The organism is Ruegeria sp. J8, assembly GCF_056531925.1.
Genome location: NZ_JBQFMR010000002.1, coordinates 206,232 through 222,643, shown reverse-complemented (window position 1 = coordinate 222,643; position 16,412 = coordinate 206,232). Strand labels below are relative to the sequence as shown.

The 16,412-nt window shown below is 58.2% G+C and carries 15 protein-coding genes; 5 read left to right on the top strand and 10 right to left on the bottom strand.

Translation table 11 applies throughout. The features are described from left to right. The first annotated feature begins 26 nt into the window (after window positions 1-26). A complete protein-coding gene (locus ACR0L1_RS04595) occupies window positions 27-803 on the top strand; it encodes a DUF2189 domain-containing protein (RefSeq protein ID WP_170774571.1) in 777 nt (258 codons plus the stop codon). Here the strand turns inward: ACR0L1_RS04595 and ACR0L1_RS04590 are convergent. The 3 genes from ACR0L1_RS04590 to ACR0L1_RS04580 all read right to left on the bottom strand — a co-directional run bounded on the left by ACR0L1_RS04590 (window position 800) and on the right by ACR0L1_RS04580 (window position 4,210). Beyond that, window positions 800-1,537, bottom strand: a complete 738-nt coding sequence (locus ACR0L1_RS04590) for a helix-turn-helix domain-containing protein (RefSeq protein ID WP_480502531.1) — start codon at window positions 1,535-1,537, stop codon at window positions 800-802. The two genes, ACR0L1_RS04595 and ACR0L1_RS04590, sit on opposite strands and share 4 nt — an antisense overlap. 293 nt (window positions 1,538-1,830) lie before the next feature. Further along, a complete protein-coding gene (gene ilvN / locus ACR0L1_RS04585; RefSeq protein ID WP_170774568.1) occupies window positions 1,831-2,391 on the bottom strand; it encodes an acetolactate synthase small subunit in 561 nt (186 codons plus the stop codon). Between the two features lie 67 nt (window positions 2,392-2,458). Next, entirely contained in the window at window positions 2,459-4,210 is a 1,752-nt protein-coding gene (locus tag ACR0L1_RS04580) for an acetolactate synthase 3 large subunit (protein WP_480502530.1), read from the bottom strand. 426 nt (window positions 4,211-4,636) lie between these two features. On the opposite strand from ACR0L1_RS04580, the gene ACR0L1_RS04575 reads away from it, so the two are divergent. Continuing rightward, the gene (locus ACR0L1_RS04575) at window positions 4,637-5,479 is read left to right on the top strand and encodes a HalD/BesD family halogenase (protein ID WP_480857398.1); all 843 of its coding nucleotides are present in this window, start codon (window positions 4,637-4,639) and stop codon (window positions 5,477-5,479) included. An 83-nt stretch (window positions 5,480-5,562) separates the two neighbouring features. Here the strand turns inward: ACR0L1_RS04575 and ACR0L1_RS04570 are convergent, their stop codons facing one another. Both ACR0L1_RS04570 and ACR0L1_RS04565 read right to left on the bottom strand, forming a co-directional pair. Continuing rightward, window positions 5,563-6,210: a response regulator transcription factor gene (locus ACR0L1_RS04570; protein ID WP_480502528.1), complete on the bottom strand. Its 648-nt coding sequence runs from the start codon at window positions 6,208-6,210 to the stop codon at window positions 5,563-5,565. After that, on the bottom strand, window positions 6,207-7,640 hold the full coding sequence (locus ACR0L1_RS04565) for a cache domain-containing protein (protein WP_170774560.1): 1,434 nt from the start codon (window positions 7,638-7,640) through the stop codon (window positions 6,207-6,209). The genes ACR0L1_RS04570 and ACR0L1_RS04565 overlap by 4 nt, the downstream gene beginning before the upstream one ends. 247 nt (window positions 7,641-7,887) lie before the next feature. On the opposite strand from ACR0L1_RS04565, the gene ACR0L1_RS04560 reads away from it, so the two are divergent. The 3 genes from ACR0L1_RS04560 to ACR0L1_RS04550 all read left to right on the top strand — a co-directional run bounded on the left by ACR0L1_RS04560 (window position 7,888) and on the right by ACR0L1_RS04550 (window position 12,391). After that, a complete protein-coding gene (locus tag ACR0L1_RS04560; RefSeq protein ID WP_480857395.1) occupies window positions 7,888-8,970 on the top strand; it encodes a TRAP transporter substrate-binding protein in 1,083 nt (360 codons plus the stop codon). A gap of 122 nt (window positions 8,971-9,092) precedes the next feature. After that, a complete protein-coding gene (locus ACR0L1_RS04555; RefSeq protein WP_480548302.1) occupies window positions 9,093-10,019 on the top strand; it encodes a TRAP transporter small permease subunit in 927 nt (308 codons plus the stop codon). Window positions 10,020-10,036: 17 nt separating this feature from the next. Further along, window positions 10,037-12,391 (top strand): TRAP transporter large permease, encoded by a 2,355-nt coding sequence (locus ACR0L1_RS04550; RefSeq protein WP_480857393.1) that lies wholly within the window; start codon window positions 10,037-10,039, stop codon window positions 12,389-12,391. A gap of 56 nt (window positions 12,392-12,447) precedes the next feature. Here the strand turns inward: ACR0L1_RS04550 and ACR0L1_RS04545 are convergent, their stop codons facing one another. From ACR0L1_RS04545 to ACR0L1_RS04525, 5 genes are all read right to left on the bottom strand, one after another. Then, window positions 12,448-13,806 (bottom strand): dicarboxylate/amino acid:cation symporter, encoded by a 1,359-nt coding sequence (locus ACR0L1_RS04545; RefSeq protein ID WP_480857391.1) that lies wholly within the window; start codon window positions 13,804-13,806, stop codon window positions 12,448-12,450. 243 nt (window positions 13,807-14,049) lie between these two features. Further along, on the bottom strand, window positions 14,050-14,439 hold the full coding sequence (locus ACR0L1_RS04540; protein ID WP_170788759.1) for a VOC family protein: 390 nt from the start codon (window positions 14,437-14,439) through the stop codon (window positions 14,050-14,052). A gap of 6 nt (window positions 14,440-14,445) precedes the next feature. Then, a complete protein-coding gene (locus tag ACR0L1_RS04535) occupies window positions 14,446-15,270 on the bottom strand; it encodes an arginyltransferase (protein ID WP_170788758.1) in 825 nt (274 codons plus the stop codon). Between the two features lie 78 nt (window positions 15,271-15,348). Beyond that, window positions 15,349-15,780, bottom strand: a complete 432-nt coding sequence (locus ACR0L1_RS04530; RefSeq protein ID WP_170774546.1) for an RDD family protein — start codon at window positions 15,778-15,780, stop codon at window positions 15,349-15,351. A 66-nt stretch (window positions 15,781-15,846) separates the two neighbouring features. Next, window positions 15,847-16,269, bottom strand: a complete 423-nt coding sequence (locus ACR0L1_RS04525) for a DUF2852 domain-containing protein (RefSeq protein ID WP_480857389.1) — start codon at window positions 16,267-16,269, stop codon at window positions 15,847-15,849. Between the last annotated feature and the right edge of the window lie 143 nt (window positions 16,270-16,412).

The following is a 16,412-nucleotide window of genomic DNA, read 5'->3' as shown; positions in this document are numbered from 1 at the left end:
AGGACGGATGAAGGGAGGAGGATGTGATGGAGAAACCCTTTGGCGTTCCGAAAATGGGACCGGTCAGCCGTGAGATGCTGCGCGAATCCCTGCGCCGTGCCTGGGCCGATTTTCGCCGGGCGCCGGTTTTTGGGTTGCTGTTTGCTGGGTTCTATGTGCTGGCCGGCTGGGCGATTGCCTGGGTAACAATACAGACTCAGACTTCGTACTGGCTGGTGCTGGCGGCGATCGGGTTTCCGCTGTTGGGCCCCTTCGCGGCGGTGGGGCTGTATGAGGTCTCTCACCGGTTGGAACTGGGGGAGCCTTTGGATTATGGCGCGATCTTTGGTGTCGTGGCGCAGCAGGGGCGGCGTCAGTTGCCGTCGATCTGCGCAATCATCGTGGTCATGTTCCTGTTCTGGTTCTTTCTGGGTCACATGATCTTTGCTTTATTCATGGGGTTGTCGACCATGACCAACGTATCCACTTCAGTCGAGGTGTATCTGACGGCCAATGGGCTGACCATGTTGGCGGTGGGCACGGCGGTGGGCGCAGTTTTCGCGACCGTGCTTTACATGATCACCGTCTTGTCCATCCCGATGCTGCTGGACCGCGAACTGGATTTCGTTACGGCGATGATTGCAAGCTATAGCTATGTCAGTGCAAACCTGCCGGTCATGTTGGGTTGGGGGGTGCTGATCGCCGTTCTGACCTTTGTCGCCATGATCCCCTGGTTTCTTGGCTTGCTGATAGTATTGCCGCTATTGGGGCATGCAAGCTGGCATCTTTACCGTCAGATTACAGAGGCCGAAGGACTTACCTAAAGCGGCTTTTCCAACCTGCGCGCGGTGCGGGCGGCGGGCAATGCCTCGGTCGGTTTGGTGCCCAGATGGCGCAGCTGGAGTTTGCGCATGGTGGTCGCATTTGCATTCGTCTTGGACAGGCAGATTGCGACGCCGCGCCAATACTCTTCTTGCGAGTCCGAATTGCGAGTCATCAGGTAGATGCGGCTGTTCTGGGCGGCGCGGCAGGACATCAGGATATAGATTTGATGACCGGCACAAGCGGCGATCCCCTGAACTTCGCGCGCTTTGGCTGAACTGTCTTTGCCATCCGAGGGGGGCTCGAAGCTGCGAATCAGGGTGCATTGGGGCAGGCGGCGGGCGTGCAGCAGCCGGCGCCGGGACGGGAAGGGGTTTTCAAGATCCGTCTCTGACACAGAATAGAATCCGGCGGGCAGCAGCGTCTCGGTCAACGTCGTGGGCCCCGAGCCCAGAAACTCGGTCAGGGCCGAAGCGGCGGGGTGTAGAGGGGCCTTGTCCAATGCCTCAAGAGGGTGCAGCAGAATACGGGCGTCGACATCGAAGAACCGGCAAATGCGGTCCAGAACATCGGGGCGGGGAAAGCTCTCTCCGCCCAAATACCGGTTGAATTGAGTCCGGTTGATGCCAAGCTGACGGCAGAGTTCGGAAACAGATGGGTATTGCTGCGCGAGCTGCCTGAGGTTTGCGCCGAACATCCTGCGCAAGTCAGCAGGGTTGCGGGTGTCGTTGGTCATTTCTGTCCCGGTATTCAAGTGTTTTTGTGAAACCGTACCATGTCTGACCAAACGGTCGCGCATGTTCTGAAATCGTACTTAGGACCCCAACAGGCGCATAGAAACGCCACGTTACGTGTCGAAGCTAACGCGCTAAACCGCAAAGGCAATAGGCTTTATTTTTATTTGTATAATCTTTTATTCAATTATTTTCTGTTATGTAAAAAATAAACAGACATAATTGCATATTGTCTGCAGTTTTGTGAATGTTTAGCCCCGTCCGATGCTTACATGCAATGGGCGGGGCAATTCATTCAGTCACCACGCAGCAAGGCCGCGACACCGGTGCGGGCGATTTCAACCAGGCCCAGCGGGCGCATCAGGTCGGCAAAGGCGTCGATCTTGTCCGGGGCCCCAGTGATTTCGAAAATGAACGAATTCAGGGTGCTGTCTACTACATTGGCGCGGAAGATATCGGCCAGACGCAGAGCTTCGACCCGTTTGTCGCCTTCGCCCACGACCTTGATGATGGCCAGCTCACGCTCGACCGATGAACCCTCGACCGTCAGATCGTGCACATCCCGGACCGATACGATGCGACCAAGCTGGGCCTTGATCTGCTCGATCACCTGCGGCGTGCCGGTGGTGACGATGGTAATGCGGCTCAGGTGGCCGGTGTGATCGACCTCGGCCACGGTGAGGCTTTCGATGTTATATCCACGGCCAGAGAACAGTCCGATCACGCGAGCCAGAACACCCGGTTCGTTTTCGACCAAAACCGCAATCGTGTGCCGTTCCTGCACGTCCGAGAATGTGGGCCTTAGGTTATAGGCCGAATGGCGGGTGGAGCCTTGTTTGATATGTAGGGCAGACATTTAAGTCCCTTTCATCATCCTGCGAAGGTCGGGTACTGAAGCGCCCGACAAAATTCGACGAATTTTGTTAAACCAGAACCGAACCTTTGGAGTCGATCACGCCCTGCGTTTCGGCCTCGCCCAGCAGCATTTCGTTATGGGCCTTGCCCGACGGGATCATAGGGAAGCAGTTTTCGTGCTTTTCAACCAGACAATCAAAGATGACAGGGCCGTCATAGTTGATCATCTCCATGATCGCGTCATCCAAATCGGCGGGGTTGGAACACAGTATGCCCTTGGCCCCGAAGGCCTCGGCGAGTTTGACGAAGTCGGGCAGGGCTTCGGACCACGAATGCGAGTACCGCTCGCCATGCAGCAATTCCTGCCACTGGCGTACCATGCCCAGACGTTCGTTGTTCAGGATGAACTGTTTCACGGGCAGGCGGTACTGAACGGCGGTGCCCATTTCCTGCATGTTCATCAGCCAAGAGGCTTCACCCGCGACATTGATTACCAGCGCGTCGGGATGCGCCATCTGCACACCGATCGAGGCCGGAGTGCCATAGCCCATGGTGCCCAGACCACCGGATGTCATCCAGCGGTTGGGGTCTTCGAACCCAAGATATTGTGCTGCCCACATCTGGTGCTGGCCGACCTCGGTGGTGATATAGCGGTCGTGGTTTTTGGTTAGCTCTTCAAGACGTTGCAGCGCGTATTGCGGTTTGATCGTCTTTTCGCTGTTGGTATAGGCCAGGCAGTTGACCTTGCGCCAATCCGCAATCTGCGACTGCCATTGTTTAACCGCCGCTGCGTCGGTTTTACGCCCACGTGCTTTCCAGACCTTGAGGATATCTTCCAGCACATGTGCCACGTCCCCGACAATCGGGATATCGACGCGGATCACCTTGTTGATGGACGACGGATCAATGTCGATATGCGCCTTTTTCGAGTTCGGCGAGAACGCATCAATGCGCCCGGTGATCCGGTCATCGAAACGTGCGCCGATGTTGATCATCAGGTCGCAGTCATGCATCGCCAGATTGGCCTCATAGAGACCATGCATTCCCAGCATGCCCAACCAGTTCTCGCCCGACGCCGGATAGGCCCCCAGTCCCATCAGGGTCGAGGTAATCGGAAAGCCGGTTGCATCCACCAGCTCGCGCAGCAACTGGCTGGCCGCGGGGCCCGAGTTGATCACGCCACCACCCGTGTAGAAGACAGGTTTTTTCGCCGTCTCAATCGCGGCAACCAGTTCGGTGATCTCTTCGAGATCGCCTTTCAAAACTGGCTGGTAATGTGAGGTCGAAGGTTTCGGGCCGGTATAGTCACCCGAGGCGAACTGCACGTCCTTAGGAATGTCGATCAGCACAGGACCAGGGCGGCCAGAGGTGGCGACGTGGAAAGCCTCGTGCATGGTCTCAGAAAGCGAGTCTGTATCCTTCACCAGCCAGTTGTGCTTGGTGCAGGGGCGGGTGATGCCAACGGTGTCAGCCTCTTGAAACGCGTCCGAGCCGATCATGAAGGTCGGGACCTGACCGGTTAGAACCACGATCGGGATCGAATCCAGCAACGCATCGGTCAGGCCGGTTACTGCATTGGTGGCACCGGGGCCTGAGGTTACAAGCGCAACGCCGGGCTTGCCGGTCGAGCGCGCGTACCCTTCGGCGGCGTGCACAGCCCCTTGTTCGTGACGCACCAGAATGTGGCGAATGTCGTTTTGCAGAAAAATCTCATCATAGATCGGTAGCACGGCGCCGCCGGGGTATCCGAATACCGTGTCCACGCCCTGATCCTTGAGGGCCTGAACCACCATCTTTGCGCCGGTCATCTCACGTGTCATCTGCTTTGCTCCGTTCGCGACATGTGTCTTGCGTGTTGCCAAAAAAAAGCCCCCGAGATTTTCGGAGGCGCATGGGTTGAATTATGGTTTACCGTCACCGGCCCATGCGCGTGTTTCCTACGATTACGACTAGCGCTTTCATCGCCAGAGGCTCCTTTTTTGCGTGCAGGGACATTATGAGCGGCGCGACGGGGCGTCAACAGGCAATCGCACCAATTTTCTATCTCAGGCAGTGAATTTTGCGACATTTTATTGCGCAGATTGCCGCATGATGGGAATTTTCGGGAAAACCTGGAGGGAAATCCACGCGACTCTGTGATTTGACCGTGTCGGAAAATGTCAAAGTGATGTCCTAAACGAGCATGATAGCGGCAACATGCTGGGGCAACGTGGACCCGAGCATATAGGCGATGGAGGCGGGATATCATGCACGATCTTATTGACCTTGGACGGTATCCGATAGATTGCCCGGGCTCTCGAGCATATGAGCGGTTGATCAGCGATCTGAGGCGTGAGTTGGATCAGGATGGCTGCGCGGTGTTGCCGGGGTTTGTGCATTCCGACGGAGTCGCGCAATTGCGACAAGAGGCCGATACGGTGGCCGAGCACGCCCATCGTTCATTCAGCCGAACCAATGCCTATTTTACCCGTGATGAACCCTCGCTGGATCGAAATCACCCGGTTCGGCAGTTTTTTGACCGCTCAAACGCCTTTGTGCCAGCGGACAATTTCGCAAAAACGGGGCCGTTGCGACGAATTTACGAATGCGCAGACTTCCTGCCGTTTATTCGCGCAGCGTTGGATGAGCCCGACGACTGTTTCTTTCGCTATGACGATCCTTTGGCGGATGTGATCATCAATGTGGTGGAGGAAGGGCAGGGCTTTCCCTGGCACTTCGATACTAACAATTTCACCGTGACTTTGGCCATCCAAAACGGCGAAGGGGGTGGCGCGTTCGAATATGTACCGAACCTGCGCAGCCCAACGGACGAGAATTTTCCAGCCGTCTCAGCCGTGCTTGGCGGGGAAAGGGCGCGGGTCCGGCAATTGGAGTTGCAACCCGGCGATCTTCAGATATTCAAGGGCCGTTACGCGTTGCATCGGGTCGCAGCGGTGACCGGGACGCAACGTCGCTATGTGGGTATTTTTTCATTCGTTGAGGCCGAGGGGATGTGCGGCAGCGTCGAACGAACTCGGCAGCTTTATGGGCGGGTGCTGCAACATCATCAAGATCGGGAAGGGCTGCGGCAGGACCGTTTGCTCGACTGAAGCGGGCGGGGCTCCCGCCCGTTGTCGATGCGCCTGCGGCGTATCTTCGCCGGTTGGGCCGGGCAGCGCGTGCCGCGCTGCGGTCAGAACCCTGGGCTGGTGCCCTGCAAGACGCCGTGTTCCAGCGCATAGCGGGTCAGACCGGCGGTCGAGGATATCCCCAGCTTGCGTTTGATGTTCTTGCGATGTGTCTCGACCGTACGGACCGAGATGTCCAGTGTGTGAGCGACCTCTTTGTTGGACTTGCCCTGTGCGAGTTCCAGCAGGATCGTTTGTTCGCGCCCGGTCAGGGCCTCACGCGTGTTGTCGCCCTTGGGCTCAAGAGAGCCGCTGGCACCGGTGCACAGATATTGCTCGCCACGCATGACAGCGTCGATGGCCTGCTTGATTTCATCTGTGGGGACATCTTTGAGGACATAGCCTTTGGCCCCGTGGCTGAGCGCCGTCGAGATATATTCCGGGCTATCATGCATCGACAGGATCAGGATGCGCGTTTCTGGCAGACGTTCGAGAATGATCTCGGTCGCGCTGAGGCCACCGAGGCCGGGCATATTGAGGTCCATCAGAATGACATCCGGCTGCAACCCAGCCACCTGATCGACCGCATCCTGCCCGCTACCCAGAGTGCCGACCACCTCGATCTCGTCATAGCTTTCCAATATCGACTGGATCCCCTCGGCAACCATTGGATGGTCATCGACGATCAGAACCCGGATCGTGGTGTCGCTCATGTTCCGGCCTTTCGGTTTGGGGTTGCGTCTTCCTGCGGCGGCAGCAAGTGGCTGAGAGGTAGGCTGACCTCGATCACCGTTCCGCTGCGTGGGCCGCGTGATGACAGAATGCGCAGCGATCCGTCAAGTTGTTCGATCCGTTCCTGCATGTTGCGCAGCCCGATCCCGGCACTGCCATCGCTGGGTGCGCTGCGCAAACCGCGGCCATTGTCGGTGATCCGCATGGTCGCGCCCTTTTTGTGGCCGCGCAGGTCGATGGTGACGCTGGTTGCGCCGGAATGTCGCTCGATATTGGTCAGCGCCTCCTGCGCGATACGGTAGAGTGCGATCTTGCTGTCCTGATCCAGACGGTTGCGAAACACGACGGTCGAGAACTCGGTCTCGATCCCCGTACGCTCGCGGAAATCATCGGTTAGTGCCTTAAGGGCAGGGCCCAAACCCAGATCGTCCAGCACGCCGGGGCGCAGGTCACGGCTGATGCGGCGGACCTCGGTAATCGCGGTGCCCAGATGGTCGATCCCTTTGTCCAGCGGGTCGCGCGCGCCTGCATCATCGCCGCGCGTCAGCCGGCGGCGGGCATTGTCCAGCGCATAGCGCACACCGACCAGGATCTGGCTGATCCCGTCATGGAGCTCACGGGCCACCCGTCCGCGCTCTTCCTCTTGCGCGTCAAACACGCGTTGAGTCAGCTCTTTCAGCTTGGCATCCGCCAGCCTGCGTTCGCGGAAATTCAGTAACATGCCCGAGGCAAACACGATCAGAACGGCGGCCAGAACGATACCGCCGATATAGGCAAAGGTGCGCTGCACGCGGGCTTCGACCTCGGCGCGGGCATTGGCGACGGTGGCGACGATATCGTCGATGAAGACCCCTGTGCCCACGGCCCATCGCCAATCCTGAAGACCAACCACATAGGCGATCATCTGCGCCTCTTCCCCGGTCGACGGTTTTTGCCACATGAAACTGTGCCAACCAGCCCCCTGCCGGGCGAGGCGGATGAACTCGTCCACAATCGGGGTGCCGTCGCTATCGGTCAGACCTTCCCAGTTTCGGTTGATGAACTGGGTCTGACGCGGGCTGACCAGATTGTTGCCGTCGTAATCATAGACAAAGAAGAACCCATCCTTGCCGTAGATCATGGCCGACAGAATCTGCGTGACCAGATTCTGAGCCACATTGTCGTCGGTCGAGGCGCGGCCGTAGATATAGGCGAACCCGTTGCGGGCCTGCGTGACGTAGTTGCGCAGCTCTTCTTTCTTGGCTTCGATCAGGCGACGTTCCAGCGCCTGAATTTCACGCTCGGCGGTGGCGCGGGCCTCGTAGGTGACGAAGAATGCAATCGCTGCCACGGCCACCAACAGAGGAATGGCCGCCACAAGCGACAGTTTCTGGCCATAGGTCAGCGAGATCAGATTGCGGATTCCCCTCATGGTCGAATCGTTACGCAAGCAGGCGTCAAAATGCAAAATCTTTGGGTCTCCGATCGTGACGTCGCCCGCTTCGCCGGAAAATGGGCCCCAGATTTACCGGTTTTGTCCCGCACCCACCTCAAAAACCGGCAATCCTACGTAGTAGTAGGTATTCACATTCAAATTCCCGTCATTAGGCTGGCCGCACTGAAAACGACTGCCCCCGCAAAGTTCGGGGGATTGGACTATGTAGGGGAGGAACACTCATATGGATCGTCGTTCATTTCTAAAAACATCTGCTCTGGGCGGCTCGGCTGCTGCGGCCACCTCGCTGGCAGCTCCGGCTTATGCACAGGGCAAACGCACCCTGACCATGGTGACCTCGTGGGGTCGCGGTCTGGCGGGCGTGTTCGACAGCGCGCAGCGTTGTGCCGACAGCATCAACACTATGTCCGACGGCAGCCTGAATGTCGAAATCAAGGCCGCTGGCGAACTGGTTGGTGCTTTCGAAGTGTTTGACGCGGTGTCGTCCGGTCAGGCCGACATGTATCACGCGGCCGACTATTACTTTGTGGGTCAGCATCCGGGCTATGCGTTCTTCACTGCCGTGCCCTTCGGCATGACCGCGCAGGAACTTGTGAACTGGTACTACCATGATGGCGGCATGGAGCTGCATGACGAGCTGGGTTCGATCTTCGGCCTGAAATCCTTCCTGGCGGGTAACACCGGTGCGCAGGCAGGTGGCTGGTACTCGAAAGAGATCAACGGCCCCGAGGATTTCCAAGGTCTGAAGTTCCGTATGCCGGGTCTGGGTGGTCAGGCGCTGGGCAAGCTGGGCGCATCGGTTCAGAACATTCCGGGCTCGGAAGTGTATCAGGCGCTGTCCTCGGGTGCGATTGACGGCACCGAGTGGATTGGCCCCTGGGCGGACGAAAAGGCCGGTTTCCAGGAAATCACCAAGACATACTACACCGCGGGCTTCCACGAGCCGGGCGCAGGTCTGTCGCTGGCAACGAACCGCGATGTATTCGACGAACTGACACCTGCACAGCAGAAGATCATCGAGATCGCAGCGGGCGAAGCGCACCAGTGGAACCTGGCGCAATTCCTGGCCAACAACGGCGCGGCGCTGCAGCGCCTGCAGTCGGGTGGCGTGAAGGTTCTGGAATTCCCCGACAGCGTCTGGGATGCCTTCGGTCAGGCCAGCCAGGAAGTTCTGGACGAAAACATGGGCGACGAGCTGTTCAAGAAAATCCACGACAGCGCAATGTCGTCGATGGCAGCATCTTCGGCATGGCAGAACCTGTCCTCGGGTGCCTACACCACGCAGCGCGACCGCGTTCGCGGCTAAGCAACCTACTCACGACCAAATGGTTTCCCCGCCCTGTGCGGGGAAACCTTTCCCGTTGCACGTGCCGGGCTTGGACATGCCCGCGATAACACCTCGTGCAACTGACGCGACCTGGGGACAACATGCAGGACGATAACGGTATCTCGTTCTTCGGCGCCCTGTGGAATGGGCTGCTATGGCTCATTCAGAACATTGCCGAAGCTTTCTATAATTTCGGATATGCCATCACGCATCCGCAACTCTGGCTGGATTGGTCGGACAAGGCGTCGATCATGCGTTTTGTCTATTACGGCGGTTCGGTCGAGTTCTTCTTTGTGGTCTTTACCTTCTTTTTGGTTCTGACCGCAGTTGGACTGTATTACCGCAACTTCATGTGGGGAATGGTGCGGGTCCTTGAAGGTTTCGCCAACACAACCGGCCGCTTTTTCGCCTGGGCCGGCTTGCTGATGGTGATCCAGCAGATCGTCATCGTGTTCATGCAGCGGGTCTTTACCCGGCCCGATATGTCCTTTGGCCTGGGTATCCCGTTTACGCAAGATATCAGTTGGTTCGCGGAAGAACTTAAACTTTATAACGCCATGGTTGTCTGCCTGTGCTGCACCTACACTTTCGTTCAGGGCGGGCATGTACGCGTTGACCTGATCTACGCCGGGATCAGCCACCGGGCCAAGCGTGTGGTCGATATGTGCGGGGCGGTTCTGTTCATGATGCCCATGGCCGTGCTGACCTGGATGTATGGCTGGTACTTCATGTGGCGACACCTGATCGTGCCGAAACCCTCGGCCAGTGATACGTTGGACCGCCTGGTCGCCAAATCCCGCGCGCTGCGCTGGAACGTGGAAACCATCGGTTTCAGCCCCAACGGGTTCAACGCGTACTTCCTGTTCAAGATCCTGCTGGTGGCATTTGCGGCCATGGTGTTCCTGCACGCCATCGCATTCCTCTACCGCTCGTTCCTGGAATACTCGGAAGGGTCCGAGAGCACTGGAAAATACCTCGACAAGGACAGCCTTGGTGAGGGTGAAGAAGCCTTCGAAGGCACGCATTAAGGACGGAGACCAAGACTATGCTATTCGGACTTGATGGCGTCGAGATAGGCCTCATTATCGTATTCTTCTGCCTTTTCGGAGGCATCCTATCCGGTTTTCCGGTGGCATTTGCTATCGGCGGGGCAGGGATCATTTCCTTCGGGATCATCGCTGCGCTGGACAGTGCGGGGCTGCTGATCCACCAGGCAATTGATACCGGCTCCCAAGCGTACCGGGACCTCGTCAATTCGGGGGTCAAACCAGAAACGGTATCAGTGTTCCGCTTCCCGGACCTACCAAGGATCGCCGAACCGGTCTTTGTGCAGGGCTGGGAAACCGCGCTGGACCGCAATGTGTCATTCATCGTGAACCGTATGAACGAACGCGTGCTGGCCGGTCAGTCGATTGAAACCCTGCTGGCCGTTCTGATGTTCGTCCTGATGGGTATCACGCTGGAACGCTCGAAGATCGCAAACGATCTGCTGACCACGATGGCGCGTGTCTTTGGCCCGCTGCCCGGTGGTCTGGCTGTGTCGATTGTGGTTGTGGGGGCGTTTCTTGCGGCCTCGACCGGGATCGTGGGTGCGACCGTGGTGACGATGGGCCTGCTGGCGCTGCCAACCATGCTGCGCAACAACTACTCGCCGGAACTGGCGACCGGTGTGATCGCGGCCTCGGGAACGCTGGGACAGATCATTCCGCCCTCGATCGTGATCGTTCTGCTGGGGACACTGGCAGGAGACCTGTATTCGACCGCGCAGGAAACCCGCGCGCAGGATGCGGGTTGTACAGACGCGCTGACCTATCTGGGTGAGCCCGCTGTGGTCTCGGTTGGGACATTGTTTCAGGCTGCCTTGCTGCCGGGGATCATGCTGGCGCTGCTGTATGCGCTTTATGCCTTTGGCTATGCGCTGCTGAATCCGGAAAAGGCCCCGGCCGTTGAAATGTCAGGCGGTAGTGGTGAGTCGATCACCCGTGCCGAAGGTCTGACCTGGTTGCTGGGTGCACCGGTTGCGCTGATCGTGGGCATGATGGTTCTGAGCAGTGCTGGTGTTGTCGGAAGCCAGAATATCGGCGTCTCGGCTTTCTCGGATATCGGTGAGGGCGCATCGCTGCGCACGAACGTGTCCGAGGAATGCAAAGCCTCGATGATCGACCTGCATGGGCAACTGGCCTGGGATCAGGCCGTAGCCGAGCAAGAGGCCATCGACGCCGCAGGTGGGGCCGCCGAGTCGACCCGCCTAAGCGAAGAGGAACTGGCCGCTGCGCAGCAAGCCAAGATCGCTTCGGCTGCGCCGATCGGCACCGGTGTGGCCGTCATGGTCGTGCTGCTGGGTCTGACGCTGGTCATGGGTCGCGGCATCGCGCCATCGAAGCCGGCGCAGCCGCTGATCGTAGGGGCCATCGGCCTGTTGCTGATGCTGTTGTTCGATGTGCTGTTCATCGCTCCGACCACGTCCTCGGGTGTGACCTTTGTGCTGCTGGCGGTGCCGTTTGCGCTGGCCATCTATGGCTGCAAAGAGGCCGCCGCGCGCTGTGCGACCAATGATCTGATCCGTGTGGTCTTCCCGCCGCTGGTTCTGATCATCGCGGTTCTGGGCTCGATCCTGGGTGGTGTGACTAACCCGACGCCCGCTGCGGCGCTGGGGGCAGGCGGGGCGATCATGCTGGCCGCTTACCGCAAGCTGCAGGATCAGGGCCGCTCGGCCAAGGTGATCATCTGGGCGACTTTGGCCGTGATCGTGGCCTTGCTGATGGGCGTGAACTTCGATCTGCGCATCAACCAGAGCGATGTCAGCGTCGAGACCTGGATTGCCTTCATCGTGGCCTATGGCGCCTACCTGTTTGCCCTGTTCGGCCTGCTGTTTGGTTGCTGGGTCTTGTTCACCAGCGGGGTTCTGACGCCCGTGGTGCGCGAGACGGCCAAGGTGACCTCGATGGTCTTTACCATCCTGATCGGCTCGCAGTTGCTGAACCTTGTGGTGATCTCGTTCGGGGGGGAACACTATATCCAGCAGTTCCTGCGCAGTTTTGACAACGAGTTTACGGTCTTCCTGATCGTGATGCTGGTGCTGTTCATTCTGGGCTTCGTGCTGGACTTCCTCGAGATCATCTACATCGTGATCCCCATTGTGGGTCCGGTGATCTATGGCGGGTCGTTCGATCCGAAATGGGTGACGATCATGGTGGCGGTGAACCTGCAGACCTCGTTCCTGACGCCACCTTTCGGGTTCGCGCTGTTCTACCTAAGGGGCGTTGCGCCTAAAGAGGTCACAACAGGTCATATCTATCGCGGGATCATTCCATTCGTGCTGATTCAGGTAGTCGGGATTGGTATCCTTTGGTTCTTCCCGACCATCGTGACCATCGTGCCGGATCTGATCCCGAACTGATCGGGCAGACTGAAGAATGACAGACCGGAGGCCCTGTGGCCTCCGGTCTTTTTTGTTCAGGCTTCGGCTTTGGGATGCGTCAGTTTTGCAAAAGCAGCTTCGGCCTCGTGGTCAATATCCAGCGTGGCGGGGGTCAGGGTCCCGGCGTCGGGGTCATTGAAGACCGCCCGGTCCAGCTTGCCGACACGCTGCGCAACGATGGTGGTGACAACCGCGTCGCCGGTGATGTTCACCACCGTCCGCATCATGTCGATGATCCGGTCAACGGCGAGGATGATGGCGATCCCGTCCAGTGGCATACCCAGCTGGTTCAGAACCATTGCCAGCATCACAATCCCCACGCCGGGAACGCCTGCCGTTCCGATGGATGCCAGAACCGAGATCGAGATGATGGTCATATAGCCACCCAGCCCCAGATCAATCCCATAGGCATTGGCCAGGAACACGGTTGCCACCCCATGCATGATCGCGGTGCCGTCCATGTTGATCGTCGCGCCCAACGGGATGCCGAACGAAGCAACCGAGCGGTCGACACCGATGCGCTGCGTCACGCATTGCATCGAGGCCGGGATCGTCGCGTTTGAGCTTGAGGTCGAGAAGGCAAATACCTGCGCCGAGCGCATCTTGCGCAGAAACGCGCGCGGGCTGAGACCGGTGCACACATAAAGCAGCACCATCAGCGTCACGCAGAGGTGAAAGACCAGCGTGAGGCTGATGGTCGTCAGGTACCCGATGACCGGAGCGAACAGGCTGAACCCTTCGGCCGCGAAGGTCTTGGCGATCAGGCAAAAGACACCGATCGGGGCAAAGGCCATCACGATCTCGACGATTTTCATCGCCAGTTCGTTCATGAAGGTGCAACCCTCGACAAAAGTTTTGGCGCGGCTGCCGATCATCAGCACGGCGATACCGACAACGATCACGTAGAAGATGATTTGCAGCATTTCGCCATTGGCCAGCGCCTGAACCGGGTTCTTGGGGATGATGTTTGCCAGTATCTGCCACGCAGTATCCTGCGTTGCGACGGACACATCCGCGCTGGCCATATGCAGGCTGTCAAATCCCATGCCGGGATTGATGATGTTGGCGAACACCAGCGCCGTCATCACCGCCAGCGCCGTAGTCGCCAGATAGGTGACAAAGGTCAGCCCGCCTACGCGGCCCAACACCTTGAGATCACCAATCCCAACCACGCCGCACAGTAGGGAAAACACCACTAGCGGCACGACCAGCATTTGCAGCCCGTTCAGGAACATCTGACCGACCATGGTGAACAGGCCATTGACCATATGCTCCTGAAGGAACGGGATTTGCCAATAGTTCAGGGCCAGTCCAAGGGCTGAGCCAAGTACAAGGGCCATCAGGATTTGCGTTGTCAGGTTGGCCGCAAGCAGCCGTCGAATAGCATGAGTCATTGTCCGTCTCCCTTTACCAAAGCCAAACCCGCAGGTCGGGAACCTGTTGCATCACGGGCTATGTCATTGAAGCCCAGCCGTGCGGATCTAAACGGGGTCGAACGGCTGAGGGTCAGGATTACTTGGTGACGTAGGGTAAGGATTCAATCGCTGGGCGTAGGGAAGTCGCCATTTAGATGATTAATAATTCTTCATCTTTTCTGTCTGATCTGCCCTGAGGCAGTCGAAATACCGCACCACGCCCTAGATGAACTCAATCAAATCCCAGCGATTTCCAAACGGGTCACGCCAGACCGCGACGGTTCCATAAGGTTCATGACGCGGAGTTTCCTCGAACGTCACGCCGGCCGCTTTCATGGCGGTGTAGTCGCGTTGAAAATCATCGGTTTGCAGGAAAAAACCAACCCGGCCGCCGGTCTGGTTGCCAATCGCCGCCGCTTGTTCCGGCCCGTCGGCCTGCGCCAGTAAAAGCGAGCCCAGCTCGGATCCCGCAGGGGCGACACGCACCCATCGCTTGCCTCCGCCCAGGTCGATATCCTGCAACAGCGAAAAGGACAGGGTTTGGGTATAGAATGCAATCGCCTCATCATAGCCGGGCACGACCAGTGTGACCGCGTGCAAGCTTTGCCGCATGGGGGATCAGCCTTTGGTGGGGTGACGGTCGGGCAGTTGGATATTGGCGACCTGCTCGGCAATCGGAGCGGTGGACAGCGGATGATGTCCTGCAGCTGCAAGGTCGGAGGGATCACTGACGCGTGTCCATTCGCCCCGAATATAGACCTCCAACCCCGAGAAACGGGCCTTGTAGCCCATCTTGGGGCTGCCCGGCACCCAATAGCCCAGATAGACATAGGGCAAACCGGCTTCGCGTGCGATGTCGATATGGTCGAGGATCATATATGTCCCAAGGGAATTCTGCGGCTGATGTGGGTCGTAAAAGGAATAGACCATGCTCAGCCCGTCATCGAGTACATCGGTCAGGCTGACAGCGATCAGCTCATGCGAGTTTGGGTCAGCGTATTCTACGACGCGCGACCGGATCGGCGTTTCCTCGATCATCGCGGCGAATTCGAACACGTCCATATCGGCCATGCCACCATCTGAATGGCGGGTGTCCAGATAACGGCGGAACAGCTCATACTGCTCATCTGTGGCCCAGGGCGAGTTCGCCTTGCGCTGCAAATAGGCGTTGCGCTTGGCTGCGCGTTTCTGGCTTTTGCGGGGTTTGAAGGCCGACACGTCGATCCGTGCCGACAAACAGGCCGCGCAATCGGCGCAAGAGGGACGGTAGAGCACGTTCTGAGACCGCCGAAACCCTTGTTGTGAAAGGGAATTGTTCAACTGGTCCGCGCCTTCACCTTGCAGGGCGGTGAACAGTTTCCGCTCCATCTTGCCCTCAAGATAAGGGCAAGGCTGTGGGGCCGTCACATAGAATTGTGGCGCAATGGGCAGCGTGTGTCGCATGAACGTTCCGTGTTTCCTGGGTCGGATGATAACAACCGATCCCGGAACCGCCAAGTGATTCACGCGGCCCTGTTTGTCTTATGCGCGCTGGTTGATCATTACTGTTCCAAGGAACGAATCCGTCAGGCCCTGACAGCGTGCGCTGGTCAGCATCATGATGACCGAAACGATCTGCACGACAAAGAATGCCATGCTAACGAAATACCCCGCCGTGTGGGCCACCGCTTTGCCCAGATCCATCCGCGCGCCGAATGCGTCGCGCAGCTCGATCCCCATAAAGCGCATGCCCAGCGTGGCCGACCCGTTGGTGATAGTGACCACGCGGTAAACAAAGCTGATGACGCCGTAGATCAGCGGCAGGAAAAACAGCCCCGCGCCAAGGGTCAGGAAGACCGGCACGATACACAGCAGCGAAATCAGCGCGATATCGAACAGCCAGGCAACAAAGCGTTTAGTCGCCACCGATTGATAGAATTCCGGCTGGCGATCGGGATCGGGTAGATGGGTCATATAGGGATATCCGCGTCGTTGAATAGGATCACCCTGTCCCGAAATCCGGGGCAGGGCAAGGTCGGATCAGGCCGTCGCGCCGGTTTCGGCGTCGTCGCGGTTTTCGCGGGCGCGTTCATCCATGAACTGGTCGAACTCGGCCTTGTCCTTGGCTTCGCGCAAACGGCGCAGGAAGGCTTCAAATTCTTTCTGTTCACGTTCCAGTCGCGCCAGAGTGTCGGACTTGTACGCGTCGAACGCGCTGTTGCCCGAAGGTTTCATGGCGCTCATTTGGCTGTTCCAGGATTTGCGACGGCTGCAGGATTTGCTGAACATGCGTTTGCTCCAGATCAAATAGGCCAAAAGGGCAAGGCCCACGGGCCAGAAGAAGATGAAACCAAGCACCATTGCGGCGATCCAGGCGCCTTTGCCTTTGTCGTCCAGCCAGGCCTCGATACGGTGCAACCATCCCGGATTCGAAGGGACGGCGGGGTCGGTTAGTGCGGTCATGTGGTGTCTCCGGGTTTATGTAAATCGCTTTCACATTGAATAGATGGGAGCTGCATAACGGGTTGCAAGGGGGTAATGTAAAAATGTTTTACATCTAGTCGGAGCTGGTGTCGCACAAGGCTAGTTTCCACTTGTACAAGCCC